Annotated in this window: 14 protein-coding genes; 7 read left to right on the plus strand and 7 right to left on the minus strand. The window is 44.6% G+C overall.

All coding sequences use genetic code 11. From position 1 onward, the window contains the following. Positions 1-630, minus strand: a complete 630-nt coding sequence (gene rlmE / locus LIX84_RS08630) for a 23S rRNA (uridine(2552)-2'-O)-methyltransferase RlmE (protein ID WP_005388985.1) — start codon at positions 628-630, stop codon at positions 1-3. A gap of 138 nt (positions 631-768) precedes the next feature. On the opposite strand from rlmE, the gene yhbY reads away from it, so the two are divergent. Further along, positions 769-1065: a ribosome assembly RNA-binding protein YhbY gene (gene yhbY / locus LIX84_RS08635; RefSeq protein WP_005380066.1), complete on the plus strand. Its 297-nt coding sequence runs from the start codon at positions 769-771 to the stop codon at positions 1063-1065. An 84-nt stretch (positions 1066-1149) separates the two neighbouring features. Here yhbY and greA read toward each other — a convergent pair whose 3' ends face one another. Next, on the minus strand, positions 1150-1623 hold the full coding sequence (gene greA, locus LIX84_RS08640; protein ID WP_005380065.1) for a transcription elongation factor GreA: 474 nt from the start codon (positions 1621-1623) through the stop codon (positions 1150-1152). Positions 1624-2168: 545 nt separating this feature from the next. Between greA and LIX84_RS08645 the strand changes: the two genes are divergently transcribed. Together LIX84_RS08645 and dacB are read left to right on the plus strand one after the other, a co-directional pair. Next, a complete protein-coding gene (locus tag LIX84_RS08645) occupies positions 2169-3179 on the plus strand; it encodes a porin (RefSeq protein WP_065645532.1) in 1011 nt (336 codons plus the stop codon). A 186-nt stretch (positions 3180-3365) separates the two neighbouring features. Continuing rightward, positions 3366-4787, plus strand: a complete 1422-nt coding sequence (dacB, locus tag LIX84_RS08650; RefSeq protein ID WP_145532582.1) for a serine-type D-Ala-D-Ala carboxypeptidase — start codon at positions 3366-3368, stop codon at positions 4785-4787. Here the strand turns inward: dacB and LIX84_RS08655 are convergent. Both LIX84_RS08655 and tyrS read right to left on the minus strand, forming a co-directional pair. Beyond that, positions 4766-5611 (minus strand): magnesium transporter, encoded by an 846-nt coding sequence (locus LIX84_RS08655; protein WP_012841442.1) that lies wholly within the window; start codon positions 5609-5611, stop codon positions 4766-4768. The genes dacB and LIX84_RS08655 overlap by 22 nt on opposite strands. Positions 5612-6029: 418 nt before the next feature. After that, entirely contained in the window at positions 6030-7217 is a 1188-nt protein-coding gene (gene tyrS, locus LIX84_RS08660) for a tyrosine--tRNA ligase (RefSeq protein ID WP_065645535.1), read from the minus strand. A 130-nt stretch (positions 7218-7347) separates the two neighbouring features. Here tyrS and LIX84_RS08665 point away from each other — a divergent pair, with 130 nt between their 5' ends. Continuing rightward, complete coding sequence (locus LIX84_RS08665; RefSeq protein ID WP_226421098.1) at positions 7348-8640, plus strand: peptidoglycan DD-metalloendopeptidase family protein; 1293 nt, start codon at positions 7348-7350, stop codon at positions 8638-8640. 62 nt (positions 8641-8702) lie between these two features. Here LIX84_RS08665 and vmeK read toward each other — a convergent pair whose 3' ends face one another. The 3 genes from vmeK to erpA all read right to left on the minus strand — a co-directional run bounded on the left by vmeK (position 8703) and on the right by erpA (position 13382). Continuing rightward, positions 8703-11807, minus strand: a complete 3105-nt coding sequence (gene vmeK, locus LIX84_RS08670) for a multidrug efflux RND transporter permease subunit VmeK (RefSeq protein ID WP_005394681.1) — start codon at positions 11805-11807, stop codon at positions 8703-8705. A 9-nt stretch (positions 11808-11816) separates the two neighbouring features. Next, positions 11817-12935, minus strand: coding sequence for an efflux RND transporter periplasmic adaptor subunit (locus LIX84_RS08675; RefSeq protein ID WP_226421099.1), 1119 nt, complete (start codon positions 12933-12935; stop codon positions 11817-11819). A 105-nt stretch (positions 12936-13040) separates the two neighbouring features. Then, on the minus strand, positions 13041-13382 hold the full coding sequence (gene erpA, locus LIX84_RS08680; protein ID WP_005380031.1) for an iron-sulfur cluster insertion protein ErpA: 342 nt from the start codon (positions 13380-13382) through the stop codon (positions 13041-13043). 246 nt (positions 13383-13628) lie between these two features. On the opposite strand from erpA, the gene hemL reads away from it, so the two are divergent. The 3 genes from hemL to rsmC all read left to right on the plus strand — a co-directional run bounded on the left by hemL (position 13629) and on the right by rsmC (position 17457). Continuing rightward, positions 13629-14924: a glutamate-1-semialdehyde 2,1-aminomutase gene (gene hemL, locus LIX84_RS08685; protein WP_012841437.1), complete on the plus strand. Its 1296-nt coding sequence runs from the start codon at positions 13629-13631 to the stop codon at positions 14922-14924. A gap of 346 nt (positions 14925-15270) precedes the next feature. Beyond that, a complete protein-coding gene (locus LIX84_RS08690; protein WP_226421100.1) occupies positions 15271-16356 on the plus strand; it encodes an AI-2E family transporter in 1086 nt (361 codons plus the stop codon). A gap of 75 nt (positions 16357-16431) precedes the next feature. After that, the gene (rsmC, locus tag LIX84_RS08695) at positions 16432-17457 is read left to right on the plus strand and encodes a 16S rRNA (guanine(1207)-N(2))-methyltransferase RsmC (RefSeq protein ID WP_005394693.1); all 1026 of its coding nucleotides are present in this window, start codon (positions 16432-16434) and stop codon (positions 17455-17457) included. Positions 17458-17648 lie beyond the last annotated feature (191 nt).

The raw sequence follows: 17648 nt of genomic DNA on the forward strand, positions 1-17648 counted from the left end.
TTAACCTTTGTAACCAGTGGCTACAACAAAGACTTCTCGAGAGCGAGCTCGCGATGAGTCTGGTTTTCTAATTTTTACGGCTTTAAACATGTCTCGGACTTCTTTCACATACTGATCGAAGCCTTCCCCCTGGAAAACCTTTACGACAAAGCTACCATTAGGCGCTAGAACTTGTCGACACATATCTAAAGCCAATTCAACTAAATACATAGCACGAGGTTGGTCAACAGAGTTATTTCCCGCAATATTAGGTGCCATGTCAGACATTACTACGTCTACCATTGAAGGTTGGATTCTTTCTAGCAAAGCTTCCAATACTGCATCATCGCGAAAGTCGCCTTGTAAAAAGCTGACACCTGCAATCGGGTCCATAGGAAGCAAATCACACGCAATGATCTGACCACTGTCTCCTACTATCTTAGCAGCATATTGAGACCACCCGCCCGGTGCCGCACCCAAATCGACGACTGTCATCCCAGGCTTTAACAATTTATCTTTCGTTTGAATCTCATCGATCTTGAAATAAGCACGTGAGCGATAGCCTTTTTTACGAGCCTCATTCGCGTATTTATCATCAAAGTGTTCTTTCAACCAACGACCAGAACTAGCCGAATGTTTTTGTTTACTCATTTTAATCCCAACAAGGCGCAAATTGGAGCTATTGTTTTAATAGGCGCTACCTATTACTCAATAAATTATAGTCTTCAGCAATAGATGGCGTTAAAATAGCTTTTTTCAACCCTTATTTTAAAGAAAATTGGCCGCGTAATGAACCTAAGCACCAAACAAAAGCAGCACCTTAAAGGCCTAGCTCACAGTTTAAAACCTGTCGTGCTAATGGGCGCAAATGGACTTACAGAAGCCGTGCTAGCAGAAATTGAAATCGCTCTTAACCATCACGAACTGATCAAAGTAAAAGTTGCTTCAGAAGATCGTGAAACAAAACAGCTAATCATCGACGCTATCGTACGTGAGACGGGCGCAGAAAAAGTTCAGACTATTGGTAAAGTGCTTGTGCTATACCGCCAGTCTGAAGAGCGTAAAATCGAAATCCCTCGTAAGTAATTCTACTTACGTTGCTGAAGAAAAAAGGTCGCCATTGGCGACCTTTTTGCGTTTTATTGGAGTAACAAAATTACTCTCAACAACTTAGATGTATTCTACTCGGTCGATTTCGAAGTCTTTCGCGCCACCCGGAGTTTGAATAGCAACCTCATCGCCTTCCATCTTACCGATCAAGCCACGAGCAATTGGTGAGCTTACTGAAATACGGCCAGCTTTAATGTCTGCTTCGTCATCACCAACAATTTGGTATGTTTTTTCTTCTTCGGTGTCGATGTCAATCAAGGTTACGGTTGAACCAAAAATAACTTTACCCGTGTTCTCCATCTTCGTTACATCAATTACTTGAGCAACTGACAGTTTGTATTCAATGTCACGGATTTGTGCTTCACAGATACCCTGCTCTTCTCGAGCGGCGTGATATTCTGCGTTCTCTTTTAAATCACCTAGCTCACGAGCTTCAGCGATTGCCTCTGAAATTTGAGGACGTAGTTTAAGTAGACGATCGAGTTCTGCACGTAGCTTTTGCTCGCCACGTAGTGTCATTGGAACTTTTTCCATTTTATAACCTCAAGCCCAAATGGGTCTTTGGACAAAAAAAAGCCCACCCTGCCATAGGGCTGGGTAGTGCGCTTAAAGATGTATTTCATTTAGTGTAAACAAACTCCCGGACGAAATCATCTTAATTCGAAAGGCTGTAAGACTATGCCCTTTCGGCATAATGATATAAGTCACTTTTAGAACGATTCTAGAGTGCATCACTGTCGCAATTTGTTGAAAAACAACACTGTTCATTACACCAAAAACATCAAAAAAGATAAAAACTAATCAATGTCAGACGAATGTTATAGCCACAAAATACCATTTAAAACAACAAGTTAAATCAAAAACCAAAACAATCGAACAGTGTTCATCGATACGATTTATATCATTTTACTAACTCATACGGAAACTTTAGCAGTAAAACATGTCCAGCGAGTTGTTAGATCAAAGGCTTACAAGGGCGAATTATACCGCTCATTGGCCGATTATAGACCAACAACTTGTGAGAGATTACCTCTCCCCCATACAACAATGATTATGGACAGCTAACTAGGACAAATAAGATGAAAAAGACTCTAATTGCTCTTTCTGTATCTGCAGCAGCTATGGCAACTGGCGTAAACGCAGCTGAACTTTACAACCAAGACGGCACTTCTCTAGAAATGGGCGGCCGTGCTGAAGCTCGTCTATCTATGAAAGATGGCGACGCTCAAGACGAATCTCGCATCCGTCTAAACTTCCTTGGTAAACAAGAAATCAATGACAACCTATACGGTGTTGGTTTCTGGGAAGGCGAATTTGAGACAGCTCAAAACGGTACTGTAGACGGCGACGAGAAGAGCGATCTAGAAACTCGTCTTGCTTACGCTGGTCTTGGCGGTGCTTACGGTGAATTCGCATACGGTAAAACTGAAGGTGCACTAGGCGTTATCACTGACTTCACAGATATCATGGCTTACCACGGTAACTCTGCAGCAGACAAACTAGCTGTAGCAGACCGTACAGACAACATGATGGCTTACAAAGGTCAATTCGAAAACCTAAGTGTTAAAGCAAGCTACCGCTTCGCTGACCGTGTAGAACAAAACGGTGAATACTCTGATAACAAACAAGATGGCTACTCTCTATCAGCTATCTACGCTGTAGCAGACACTGGCCTTGAGCTTGGTGCTGGTTACGCAGACCAATACGATGCAAACGAGTACATGCTAGCTGCATCTTACACAATGTCTGATCTTTACTTCGCTGGTATCTTCACAGATGGCGAAAAAATGACTGACACATTCAACAACACAGTTGATTACACTGGTTACGAACTAGCGGGTGCTTACACGCTAGGTCAAACAGTATTCACAACAACGTACAACAATGCAGAAACTGACAACGAAACTTCTGCAAACAACTTCGCTGTTGATGCTTCTTACTACTTCAAACCTAACTTCCGCGGTTACGTTTCTTACAACTTCAACCTAATTGACGCTGGCGATAAGTTCGGCTCAACTAGCGGTAAGACAGTTGCGAACAAGATCGATGCTGAAGACGAGCTAGCTCTAGGTCTACGTTACGACTTCTAATTCCGGTCTTTGACTAGAATATCGAATGCCCGCTTCAAGCGGGCATTTTTTATACTCCATTTTAAGCCGCGCGCCTTTCTCTCATGTCTCATTCCTGATGACATATAAAGCATTTCTTTAGTTACCTAGCATATTGAAAGGACTTGCGTATACTCAATCACATAACTCACCTTAGAAAGTATCATTATGCGTTTACGTTGGCCCTTGCTCATATTCTCTTCATTACTTTCTGCTTTTTCACAAGCGTACCCTCATCAAGAAGTGTTGCCGGAAGGCTCTCGCATCAGTTTAGTCGCAGAAAAACTCAGTGAGAATGCTGAACTTGACGGTGTTCATCCTACCGAACAACTGTTCCCACCAGCCAGTACATTAAAAATCGTCACAGCATTAGCGGCGAAGTTAGAGCTGGGTGATAACTTCCGCTTTCGAACCAAGCTAGAAGCGTCGAGCTCAGACGCAGTGATTTACTTTGTCGGCGATCCAACGCTCCAAACCAACGATTTAAAATCACTTCTTACCCTAGCCAAGAAAAATGGCTTAAAACGTATTGACGGTGACTTATGGCTCGATAACAGCGCATTCACTGGTTACAACCGTGCAGTGGGCTGGCCGTGGGATATCTTGGGAGTTTGCTACAGCGCTCCGGCATCGACCATCACACTCAATAACAACTGCGTGCAGGCTTCTATCTATACGCAAAAAGACGGTGGGACTCGAGTCTACGTACCTGAGCATCAACCTATTCGTGTAACAAGTACTGTCGAGACCGTTTCTAAAACGATTAAGAAAAGTCGTCATTGCGATTTAGGCTTAGTCGCAAACCCTGATAACAACTACAAGCTAACTGGATGCTTAGTTGAGAGGGAGAAACCATTGCCACTTAAATTTGCCGTTCAAGATCCCGAACTTTATACCAGCCATAGATTGGCAGCTTTGCTTAAGCAGCTCAATATTGAGTTATCAGGAAAGATTCGGATCGGTTCGGCTCCGGAAAAACAGCGCAAGCTAATCGCCATGCATCAATCAGAGGCATTACCAGACATTCTGGAAGAGATGCTTAAAAACTCTGATAACTTGATTGCAGATACATTAACCAAAACACTTGGCGCTAAGTTTTTTGTTCAGTCAGGTAGCTTTGCCAACGGTACAGAGGCGATCAAGCAGATCATTTTCGCCAACACTGGTATTGATATTCGTAATGCGCGCCTAGAAGACGGCTCAGGACTTTCGCGAAACAATCGTATCTCCGCCACCAAAATGGCGGAAATTCTTCGTTATATTTGGCAGCACGAAGACGAGCTTAAACTGATCGCCATCATGCCGAAGTCAGGTGAGTCAGGCACACTAAAGTACCGACAAAGTATGCGAAAGTTGCCAATTAAAGGACAATTGATCGCCAAAAGCGGCTCCCTCTACGGAACTTACAACATGGCCGGATATGGCTTGGATAAAAATGGTCAACCTAATACCGTTTTTGTTCAGTTTGTTTCAGACTACTTCCCAGAAAAAAGGGACGATAACAAACCTGTCATCGCCCCTATTACACATTTTGAGCAGCTTTTTTACAATGATATTGTGAACTTTAGTCAGGCGATACCCAAGAAATAGTTCACCACATTAAAGTATATCCACATCCCTGAAATATCGACGATAGATGCAAGCACTGGACTCACCAATACCGCTGGGTCCATCTTGCAAGCTCGTGCAATAATTGGTAGAAGTCCACCTAATGTTGTAGAAATTGTTACTTGGATGAATAACGCAACCGCTATTGCCAATGCGATATCGGTAAGTTCAAAGCCCCCTGTTGATTGACCGGCACTAAATAACATAATGCGTCCAATCATCACGATAGCGATCGCTAACGCAATAAATAGAGCAACGCGGCTCTCTTTCCACAAAACTTCTAACCATTGGCGTTTTTTTAGCTCTCCAGTTGCAAGAGCACGAATCACCAAAGTTGCAGCTTGTGTTCCTGTATTGCCACCAGCCGCAGCGATCACAGGCATGTACACCGCAAGCAAAACGAGCTGGCTAAGGGTGTCCTCATACTGAGCAATGATCAAACCCGACACAATCCCTAAAAGGGCCAGTGCAATGATCCACCCAATACGCTGCTTCACGTGCCCCAAAACACTAGTCGATAAATAACCATCAGGTGTATCAACTTCAGACATATGCAAACCCAATTGGTGAGCATAATGACGTGCGCGTTTGTCATGGCCTGCTTGCTCAAGTTGAGCAATAAGACTATTCACATAACCGACAGAGCAATGCTGCAAAATACCTACCGCCTCATCGATCGGCATGATCGTAAGCAAATGGACTTGTTGCTCTTGCTCATACTGCAAAAATGCATTGCGAGCTGCACCAATTTCTACTTCAGAAAAGTTTGGTGTTGTTTCAATAAAAGTGTTGTTCATTACCGTCATGGCGAATCTCCCGATTGGCATTGGTAACGACCATCGACAAGGCACGCAAAGTCACTCTTGCATACTTAAAGTCACACAACAATTAAGATGCACAGAGAAAACCAATGCGGACGCACTGTCTATTCAGAATGTATGAAGGAAATAACGAGAAGAAAATTAGAAAAGATGCCTCACCACTTAGGTAAGGCGGAGATCGCCAATACCGAAGCGGGTTATTTCGCTCCCTTGCTCTTACTCACCCAACGACTGGGAGGATGGTCGGTATTGTTCATGTAAATCTCCGATAACGCTGTCATTATTGGCAGCGAGAGTATAGTAGCAAAGTTAAACATGTTTGGAAGTTTTACTTTGTCTTTTTCGCTAAATTTTTATACAAAAAAAGCGCCCATCAGGCGCTTTCATTTGCAGCGATTATTGATTACTGAATAGTAATACGTGCAAATTTACGTTTGCCTACTTGGAACACGTAAGTACCCGCTGCTGGAGCAAATTTGCTGTCCGCAATTTTTTCACCATCTATCTTCACAGCGCCCTGCTTAACCATACGCATCGCATCTGACGATGATGGGCATAAGCCAGCCTCTTTCAACAGATTGCTCACTGGGCGACCTGCATCAAAATCAAATTCTGGCATTTCATCAGGAATTTGGTTCTTCGCAAAACGGTTTACGAATTCTTGCTCTGCCGCATCTGCATCAGCTTCACTGTGGAAACGAGCAATAATTTCTTTTGCTAGCAATACTTTGATGTCACGAGGGTTTTTGCCCGCTTCTACATCAGCTTTGAATTGAGCAATCTCTTCCAGAGGACGGAAAGATAGCAGCTCGTAGTAGCTCCACATTAGGTCATCAGAAATAGACATGATTTTACCAAACATTTCGCTTGGCGCTTCGCTGATACCGATGTAGTTATTTGCTGACTTAGACATCTTCTTCTCGCCATCAAGGCCCACTAGAAGAGGCATCATCAGAACAACCTGTGGTTTTTGACCGTGAGACTTTTGCAGTTCACGACCCATTAGCAGGTTGAACTTCTGGTCAGTACCACCAAGCTCAACGTCAGTTTCCATTGCTACTGAGTCCCAACCTTGTAGAAGTGGGTACATGAACTCATGAATAGCAATTGGCTGACCACCCGCGTAACGCTTTTTAAAGTCATCACGCTCTAGCATACGAGCAACAGTTTGGTTTGCAGCAAGACGAATCATACCTTCTGCACCAAGCTCAGATAACCACTCAGAGTTGAACTGAATCTTAGTTTTTGCAGGGTCTAGAATTTTGAATACCTGCTCTTTGTAAGTTTCTGCATTACGCAATACGTCTTCGCGGCTTAGCGGTGGACGTGTTGTGTTTTTACCTGTTGGGTCACCAACCATTGCAGTGAAGTCACCAATTAGGAACGTCACCTCATGACCTAGCTCTTGGAACAAGCGAAGCTTATTGAAAATAACCGTATGACCTAGGTGAATATCTGGAGCCGTAGGATCCGCACCCAATTTAATACGTAGAGGACGGTCTTCTTTTAGTTTTGCGATAAGCTCTTCTTCTGGAATCAGCTCTTCAACACCGCGCTTAATCTCGGCTAGTGCAGCTTCAATGCTCGCCATTCTTGTTCACTCCCACAGATTTGGCAAAAATATAATAGCTGAACATATTACTTGAATAGCGATGCATTTTGAAACACGTTAGACTAGGTAGTTGTCAATTTTTCCGTTTAATTTAGCAATCAAGTACCCCATGCATTCGATTTTTGTCCGACTTCCACTCTTGCACAAAGTATTGATCGGTTTTTTTAGTGCGCTGATTATCTTCGCGCTCTTCTTTTTACCTGATCCGCAAGACCTAAACCCGCAGCAGAGCCGATTAAAAGTTGGTCAACATTATCCTGTGCCAGTTTCCCTAGAACTCAGTGCACTAAACAGTTCGTCTCCAGCGTCCTCCGCTGTACTGCGTTGGGAAACGTACAAAGTGAAAAATGGTGAGAGTGCCGCCATCTTGTTTAGTCGCGTGGGGCTTTCTGCCCGCCTATTGCATGAGCTAGTCTCATCAGACAAAGAAGTGGAAAAGCAATTAACCCGGCTTCGACCAGGCGATCGATTGCAATTCGGTTTTGATGAAAACAACGACTTAGTACAGTTAAGAAGAACATTAAGCGCATTCGAAACTTTTCGTATCACGTTAAAAGACGGCAAATACGTCTCAGAAGTCGATAAAAAAGAAGTCGACTTCCAGTACAACTACGCTGAAGCCACCATCAAATCAAACTTTTGGAATGCGGGAATCTCTTCGGGATTAAATGGCAACCAAATCATGGAACTGGCCGGCATATTTGGCTGGGATATCGACTTTGCTTTAGATATTCGTAAGAACGACAGCTTCCGAGTGCTTTACCAAGAGGAAGTGGTAGAAGGTGAAGTGATTGGACGCGGAAAAATCATTGCTGCGATATTTAAAAACCAAGGCGATACTTTCACCGCAATACTGGATCAGAAAAGTGGCAAGTATTATGACGAAAATGGACGAGCAATGAAAAAGGCGTTCTTGCGCGCACCGTTGGATTTCCGTCGAGTTTCGTCTAACTTCAACCCACGCCGCTTACACCCTGTAACGGGACGCGTTCGTCCTCACAGAGGCACAGATTATGCGGCACCTGTGGGCACCCCGATTTGGGCGGCTGGTGATGGTGTCGTTCAAAAATCGTCTTACAACAAATTTAATGGTAACTACGTTTTCATTAAACATAGCAATACTTACATTACCAAGTACCTGCACTTAACCAAACGTACGGTACGAGCTGGTCAACGCGTTAAACAAGGCCAAACCATTGGTACGCTTGGCGGAACAGGTCGTGTAACAGGCCCTCACCTGCACTATGAGTTCCTTGTGAATGGTATCCATAAAAACCCGCGCACGGTGAATTTGCCACAATCTAAATCCCTAACAGGAAAAGCGAGACAAACTTTCATGGCAAACGCGAAAATTAGCATGGACAAACTTGAGCGCTACAGCAAACTGCTAGCAATGAAGTAAGCCAGGTATTGAAAAGGGCAGCTCAGCTGCCTTTTTTTTCTTTAATATCATCACGATGAAGCTTACTTTTCGGAGTGATGCTCTCTCCCGAGCATGAGCAAGCATGGTGTCAGAACCAGTGTTAGCAAAGTCGCAAACGCCAATCCACCCGCGACAGCCGTCGCAAGTTGAGACCACCATTGAGTGCTTGGCGCGCCAAATTCCACTTTCTGGTTAACTAAGTCGATGTTCATTTCTAGCACCATTGGCAATAAGCCTAGTATGGTGGTCACCGTCGTGAGTAAAACGGGTCTTAAACGCTGCACCCCCGTACGCAAGATCGCCTCAGATTTCTCTAAGCCACGTTTACGCATCTGATTGTAAGTATCGATTAAAACAATATTGTTGTTTACCACGATACCAGCCAACGCAATCACTCCAATTCCCGACATAATGATGCCAAATGGCTTTTGGAAAATAAGCAATCCAGCAAAGACCCCAACGGTAGAAAACAACACAGCACTGAGGATTAAGAAAGCTTGATAAAAGCTATTAAACTGCGTAATTAAAATCAGAGCCATCACACCAAGCGCTACAATAAAAGCATTTTGTAAGAATGCTGATGAGTTTTCCTGCTCTTCATTTTGGCCCCGAATCTTATATTCAATGCCTTCCGGTAAGTCGAGCTGTTCCATTCCAGCGGCAATCTTCGGTAGCTCAAGCGCCAAATTGTAACCTTCCACCATGTCTGCTTTGATATTGATAACTCGATGGCCGTCTACACGACGAATGGTATCTTGCTTATGATCTGGCTTAATTTGAGCAAAGTTCGTGATTGGCACCAAACCAGCCGCCGTTTTCACTCTCAGTTGGTCAAATCGACCAATATCGCGCTTATCTTGTGGGTAGCGCACCAAAATATCGACTTCTTCATCCGCATCATCGGGCAAATAATCGCCTATTTTCAAACCGTTTGTAACAAACTGAACAGTATTCCCGACTAAGGTCGCATCCGCTGCAAAGCGAGAGGCGTCATCTCGCTGGATATCAATTTGCCAATCAATCCCTTCCTTATTAGTGGTATCACTCAAATTGGTCAGTGCAGGATTACCATCAGCCCAGTGTCGGACTTTTTTGGCCGCTTCATCTAACGCACTAACACTCAAGTTTCGTGATGACACTTCAATCACGAGATCATGCTCGACAGGCGGTCCTGCGTCCGGGAATTTATACTCAAGTTCAACACCATAAAAGCGATCTGTGGTCTCTTTTAGCTCTTCAATAATGGTTTTCACTTTGCGTCGATACTGCCAATCCACAGGCGTTATCTGAATCTGGCCGATTTCATCCCCATTATCACTTGAGCCTGTACGCGTGTAGACACTTTCAAACTCGTCATGACCGAGCATCACCTTCTCGATTTCGCGCATAACAACATCTTTTTCGTGAATAGACAGGTCACCATAAGAACGAACTTTAACGGTAAAAAAGGCGGGGTCCACTTCAGGGAAAAACTCTGCACCCAAGCCAGCTTTGTTGTAAGTGAAGCCGACACCTGCCGCTAGCAGTATCGCGCTGAGTAATACTTTCCATGGATGACGAATCGCTACCGATAGAGTCTGGTAATAAAGCTTGGTAATGCCTGTCGCTTTTTCAAAGTTGCCGTTATGCAGCTCAACCATTTCTCGCTGAGCTTTTTGATTGACTACTTGAGGCTTGCCAATGATCCCACCGATGACAGGAACGAACAGTAAAGCCATCATCAGCGAAGCGGCCAAAGTAGCAATTAAAGTAAGTGGTAAGTACTTCATGAACTCACCAGTAATGTCTGGCCAGAAAAGTAACGGAGCAAACGCAGCCAATGTGGTTGCTGTGGATGCGGTAATAGGCCAGGCCATTCGCTTTGCTGCATCTCGATAGGCTTCTTTACGAGGTGTACCCTCTTGCATGCGCCTATCCGCAAACTCTGTCACCACAATGGCACCATCCACCAACATGCCCACCGCCATAATTAAAGCAAACAGAACGACGATATTGACCGTCAGCCCAAATACCGATAACACCAACAACCCAGTCAAGAACGATCCAGGAATAGAGATACCTACAAGTAATGCAGTCCTAACCCCCAATATGGCAATAATGACGATCACAACGAGAATGATTGCGGACAGAATGTTGTTTTGTAGATCACTGAGCATCAATTTGACATCGTCGGATTGATCCCAAGTATATTTGACTTGCAAATTGTTGGGCCACTCGGCTCGCTGTTGTCCTTGAGCCAGTACTTCTTTTACCAGCTCGACCGTTTCAATGATGTTTTCACCTGCCCGTTTTTTCACATCCAAAACGATGGCAGATTCGCCATCTAAACGAGCAAAACTTTCAGGGTCGCGAAATGCACGTCGTACTGTCGCCACATCGCCAAAGGTGATCACCTCTTTGCCATTCACTTTGATTGGCAGTTCAAGCACATCTTTCAGTGAATCAAACACCGATGGGACTTTTACCGAAAAGCGTCCATACCCAGTATCGACAAATCCCGCTGCAACCACTCGGTTATTCAAGGCGATTAAATTATAAATATCCGCTTGATCGAGACCGTAGCTTTCCATCAATAGCGGATCGACAACTATCTCCACGATGTCTTCGCGATCTCCTGCGATTTCAACCTCAAGAACCTGACGGAAACTCTCCAAACGATCACGTAGCGTTCTGGCAATCTGTACAATGGTCCGCTCTGGTACGGTGCCATATAGAACAACAGTCAAAACGGGCTCTTCAGATGCAAACGTGACTTCATTTACCGTTGGCTCATCACTGTCCTCTGGCAATTTTGGCTTCGCAAGGTCAACGGCGTCTCGGACATCTGCCATCGCTTTATCAAGATCCACTCCAACACTAAATTCCAGCGTCACCGAAGCATGACCTTCTGATGCCACAGAGGTCATCTCTTTTACGCCTTCAATAGAGCGCAACTCTTGCTCTATTGGGCGAACTAATAAACGCTCGGCATCGACGGGAGAAATGCCTTGATGTCCAACGGAAACGTAGATAATAGGAATGGTAATATCAGGGCTCGATTCCTTGGGGATTGTGACGTAAGTAATGACACCGGCAATTAAGATCATCACCAGTAATGTCAGCATGGTGCGAGCGCGGGATAACGCAGCATCAATCAGAGTGTACATAAGTGCTCCTTACTGCTCACTAGCCGCTTCAACAACTACGTCATCAACTTTATTGGCCAGCACCTGATCGCCATCGCGTACAAACCCTTGCCCCAGCACGATAATGTCTACACGCTCTCCTAAACCAGAGAGCCACACACCATCATCCTCGGCCTTAACGAGTTGAATTGGAACAAACTCAACATGCTCATTACGCAGTGTCTTGACACCTAAGTTACCTTCTTCATCTAGTGCTAACATGGCAGCCGTAATCTTTACCGCCAACACTTCACTCAACGGCAGCTGTACTTCTGCGCTCATACCAGCAGGAATTCTTGCGTCTTGATTATCAATTTCGATTTCAATTGGAAATGTATTAGTAGAAGCAGAAGAAACACGTCCAATGTAGCGCACATGACCTTGATGATGCTGTTGGTTAATGGTTCTTACGTCGGCTTCTAGGCCTTCCTTAAGGTATTGTATATGCCGTTCACTGACATCGGCTTCAATCACTAAAGTATCCAAATCAATGACCGTCGCAATAGGATCGCCAATCCCGACAAAATCACCTAACTCAACAAAGTGGTGATCTACAATGCCATCGAATGGTGCTTTCACCTCGGTATTTCTTAATGCCGTTTGCACGTTGCTCAAACTCGCTCGAGCATCCACCAATGCCGCTTGTGCTGTCGCAAACGCAACTTCGCCCTGTAGTCCGCGACTTTTTAGCGATTTAGCTGCATTAAACTCTTTCTCTTTAACCAACAGCATCGCCTGAGCCCGCTTGAGCTGAATACCAAGATCGCGCTTGTCGATGCTTGCGATCACTTGCCCCTGCTTGACTGTTTGACCTTTTTCTATATTGAGGCTGACTATTTTACCCGCGACTTCAGCGCCAAGGCGCGCTTGACGATTGGGGGCAGTCCGTCCATACAGTTCGATGGTTTTACTTGTGGGTTCAGCAATAAAAGTGTCGAACATCACCTTTGCAAGTGGCGTGGTGTTCGTTGAAGAGGATGAAGAATTGAGATTATCATCTTGTGCTTTCAGTTGACCGATTGCCAGCCATGCAACAAGAAGCAATATGAGGATAAGAGATACTAGCCACGGGCGCTCGACAATGCGACGTCCGAAAGACGATCCAGACATATAAAGTCCTTTTTATTATTTCTCTGCATATTCTGCGAGAGCGACTTTACGTGACATCCTTCTACGTAAAGTTCAGGCAGCCACTGGCTGCCTGATTAGTGTTAATTACACACTGAACGATGCACCACAACCACATGTTGTCGTTGCATTTGGGTTGTTTACAAAGAAGCGCGCTCCTTCTAACCCTTCTGTGTAGTCAACAATGCCGCCAACGAGATATTGCAGACTCATAGGGTCTACAACCAGTGTTACACCACTGTTTACGATTGTCGTATCGCCTTCGTTTACATTTTCATCAAAAGTAAAGCCGTATTGGAAGCCGCTACAGCCGCCACCAGTAATGTATACGCGCAGTTTCAATGCTGGGTTTTCTTCTTCAGCAATCAATGCTTTAACGCGAGATGCTGCTGCGTCAGAAAAAGATAATGGTACGTTTACTTCGCTCACGAAGACCTCTCTCACTCGTGTAATGCGTCAAGCCTGAAGCAAGACGTCAAATTTGTGCTAATTGAGACGATTATCCAATACCTGACAAACTCGTTCAAGTATTCACCGCCGATTCTTTATAACAGATGCGGATATATAAGATTACACTGCGAAACAACACATAAATTAAGCAAAACGTTTCTAACTTGATTATAGCTAGGTACAATGCGCTCCACTTGGTCCGAGCAATCAAAAGAGGATAACCCCATGACCAAATCATCAGAGCTGTATCAAAAAGCTCAGCAAACCATCCCTGGCGGTGTCAATTCACCAGTTCGTGCATTCAACGGCGTTGGCGGCTCTCCGCTATTTATCGAACGAGCAGACGGTCCACTGATTTTTGATGCCGATGGTAAAGCGTACATTGATTACGTTGGCTCTTGGGGTCCAATGATTCTTGGCCACAACCACGCGGTTATCCGCGAAGCCGTCATTGACGCAGCGCAACGCGGCCTTAGCTTCGGCGCACCAACTGAACTTGAAATCGCGATGGCAGAGTTAGTTTCTGAACTTGTTCCATCAATGGAGCAAATCCGCATGGTAAGTTCTGGTACAGAAGCGACTATGAGCGCGATTCGCCTTGCACGTGGCTTCACTGGTCGCGACAAGATCATGAAGTTTGAAGGTTGTTACCATGGTCACGCAGACAGCTTACTAGTAAAAGCGGGCTCTGGTGCACTGACCCTTGGTCAACCAAGCTCTCCTGGCGTTCCTGCAGATTTTGCTAAGCACACGCTAACAGCAACATTCAACGACCTAGATTCTGTACGCGAGCTATTCGCTGCTAACAAAGGCGAAATCGCTTGTATCATCGTTGAGCCAGTTGCAGGCAACATGAACTGTATCCCACCAGTGGAAGGCTTCCACGAAGGTCTACGTGAAATCTGTGATCAAGAAGGCGCGCTACTGATTTTTGATGAAGTAATGACAGGCTTCCGCGTGGCACTTGGTGGCGCACAAGCGCACTACAACATCAAGCCAGACCTAACGACACTAGGTAAAGTGATCGGTGGTGGTATGCCAGTGGGTGCTTTCGGAGGTCGTAAAGAAGTAATGCAATACGTTGCGCCAACGGGTCCGGTTTACCAAGCGGGTACGCTTTCTGGCAACCCTGTCGCAATGGCTGCAGGCTATGCATGTTTGAACCTTCTAAAAGAAGAAGGCAACGAAAAACGCCTAGCTTCAAAAACCAAACAACTAGCAGATGGCTTTAAGTCTCTAGCAGAGAAACACGGTATTCCTCTGGTTGTGAACCAAGTGGGCGGCATGTTCGGCTTCTTCTTCACTGACCAAGAAAAAGTGACTTGCTACGAAGACGTAACGAAGTGCGATGTGGAACGCTTCAAGCGCTTCTTCCACTTAATGCTCAAACACGGTGTCTACCTAGCGCCTTCAGCGTTCGAAGCGAGCTTTACTTCCCTTGCTCACGGTTCAAAAGAAATCGATGCCACGCTAGAAGCGGCTGACCGCTGTTTTGCAACTCTTGCAGAAGAAGCAAAGTAATCGCTTAAAAGCTGCGATAACTAATTTAAAAAAGGACCATCACGGTCCTTTTTTATTGCCAATTCAATATAACCAATACTGCTAAAACACCAATAACAATGCCAAACCACGGTATTCGTTTGGCTTTTTTCTCGGTTTGACACTTTTTATCACCGTTGCAACAACCCATAGTTCATCTCTTGATTGATAACCGACTGATTTGTGGTCATTATAACAAGGTATATTGCTCTGCTCTAATTCGGCATTGTCATAAGCTTGAAAGAGTTAAGAGTGCAAAGTAATAAAGGTTCAACGCCATCTTTGAAGGCGCAAACCGTAAACGTCACCTGTAAGTTGGACTAATCTCATGCCAAATAATGTAAAAATAACGTCGAGTCACCGAGTGCTAATGGTCTCTTTACTCGCCGCTGCTTTTGCTTGCTACTTATTGGTTGAGCCATACATCAATTCCATTGTGATGGCTTTTATCATTTCTTTGCTCATGTTTCCGGTACACGAATGGTTTGAGCGAAAAATTCCCAAGCACCCCAATATGGCCGCACTGCTGTCATGTGTCGTCTTGACGTTTATTATCGTTATCCCACTGCTATTTGTGTTTGCAGCCATTGTTCAACAAGGCTCTGTTTTTTCACAAAATACGTACAACTGGGTCACTAATGGCGGAATCCAAGATATATTCCAACATCCTTTCGTTATCAAAGGTTTAGCTATAGTTAATGAGTACTTACCTTTCGATAAAATCGAGCCAAAAGCCATTGCGGAAAAAATTGGTCAATTTGCCACATCGTTTGGCTCTAACCTAGTTGCTATCAGTGCCAAAATTTTAGGAGACGCCACCAACTTCCTAATGAATTTTTTCCTGATGCTGTTTGTGCTGTTTTTTCTACTTCGTGATCACGACAAAATTATCTCTGCGATTCGTCATATTCTGCCACTCTCACGTAGCCAGGAAGACCGTATATTGACAGAGATCGAGCAGGTTTCTAAATCAGCCGTGATGGGCTCATTCCTAACGGCTATTGCTCAGGGTCTGGCTGGCGGTATCGGTATGTGGCTCGCTGGCTTCCCTGGGTTATTTTGGGGAACGATGATGGGCTTTGCATCATTCATTCCAGTGGTTGGAACCGCACTAATCTGGATTCCTGCAGCGGCCTACTTGTTCTTAACAGGCGATATGACTTGGGCTATCTTCTTGACGGTGTGGAGTGTGGTCGTCGTTGGTTCTATTGATAACCTGTTGCGTCCGCTGCTAATGCAAGGCAGCGCAGGCATGAACACCTTAATGATTTTCTTCTCGTTACTGGGTGGTCTGCACCTGTTTGGTTTGATTGGTCTTATCTACGGTCCACTGATTTTTGCCGTGACAATGGTACTGTTTAATATCTACGAAGAAGAATTCAAAGACTTCCTCAACCAGCAAGACAACAGCTAGTCACAGCTTAATCACTTCAAGCTTGGGGCAGATTGTGCGAAAATCTGCCCCAATTATTTCTGATGAACCCAATTTATGTCTGCTTATATCGCTCCTAGCCAAATCGCTCAGCGTCAGCTCGAGTACTTCAACGGAAAACATGTTTTAGTTGCAGGTGAAGTCGAAGATCTCTTTCCACTTGAACTGACCAAACACTGTGAATCTGTGGAAGTCTTCACTTCAAACTACAGCTTCTACCGTCAAATTCGCACTCATAACAAGGTTAAAAGCCATTTTGGTTCTGAGTTTAATACTGAGACACAAGCAGACATGGTGCTTTTGTACTGGCCTAAAGCCAAAGCCGAAGCCGAATACCTTCTGGCGATGTTGATGGCGAAACTAGGCGTGAACACTGAAATTGTAGTGGTTGGCGAAAACCGCTCAGGTGTTAAAAGCATCGAGAAGATGTTCAAAGAGTATGGCCCGGTCAATAAATACGATTCCGCTCGTCGCTGTTCATTTTACTGGGGCACTTGCCTCAATGAACCAAAGCCGTTCAATCAAGCAGACTGGTTTAAAACCTATACGGTCACACTTGGTGAGCAATCACTGACTGTTAAGAGCTTGCCTGGAGTATTCAGTCATGGCGAATTCGATTTAGGTAGCCGCCTATTACTCGAAACCCTACCTACTCTATCAGGTAAAGTCCTCGACTTTGGATGTGGTGCTGGGGTGTTAGGTGCTTTCATGGCAAAAGCCAATCCGGAAATTGCGATTGAGATGTGTGACATTAACGCGTATGCCATCACATCGAGTCAAGCCACACTAAAAGCCAATGGATTAACCGGCCATGTATTCGCCTCTGATATTTACTCAGACACAGCCGACGATTATCGTTTTATCATCAGTAACCCACCTTTCCACAGTGGTTTGGATACGAACTACAACGCAGCAGAAACACTATTGGGTCAGGCTCCAAAGTATCTCGATAACCATGGTGAAATGATCATTGTCGCGAATAGCTTCTTAAAATATCCACCAATTATTGAGCGGGCGTTTAATAATTGCGAGACGCTAAATAAGACCAATAAGTTTTCTATCTACTACGCGAAAAAGTCATAATCTTCCCTCGCGCAGGTACAAACCTGCGCGATTTTTTCTCAAAAACTCAACACTCATAAGAAAAACTGCGTCACCCTGCACGCTTTACAACTAACTTTCTTGTCAAAGAAAAAAAACTCGTTAATTTTGTTAATTCTATCTAGTTGAACTTCTTATCCGTTTTTAACGAGAACCTCGGCAGCGAAGTACAT

This window comes from Vibrio sp. E14 (assembly GCF_020515785.1).
GTDB lineage: Bacteria > Pseudomonadota > Gammaproteobacteria > Enterobacterales > Vibrionaceae > Vibrio > Vibrio diabolicus.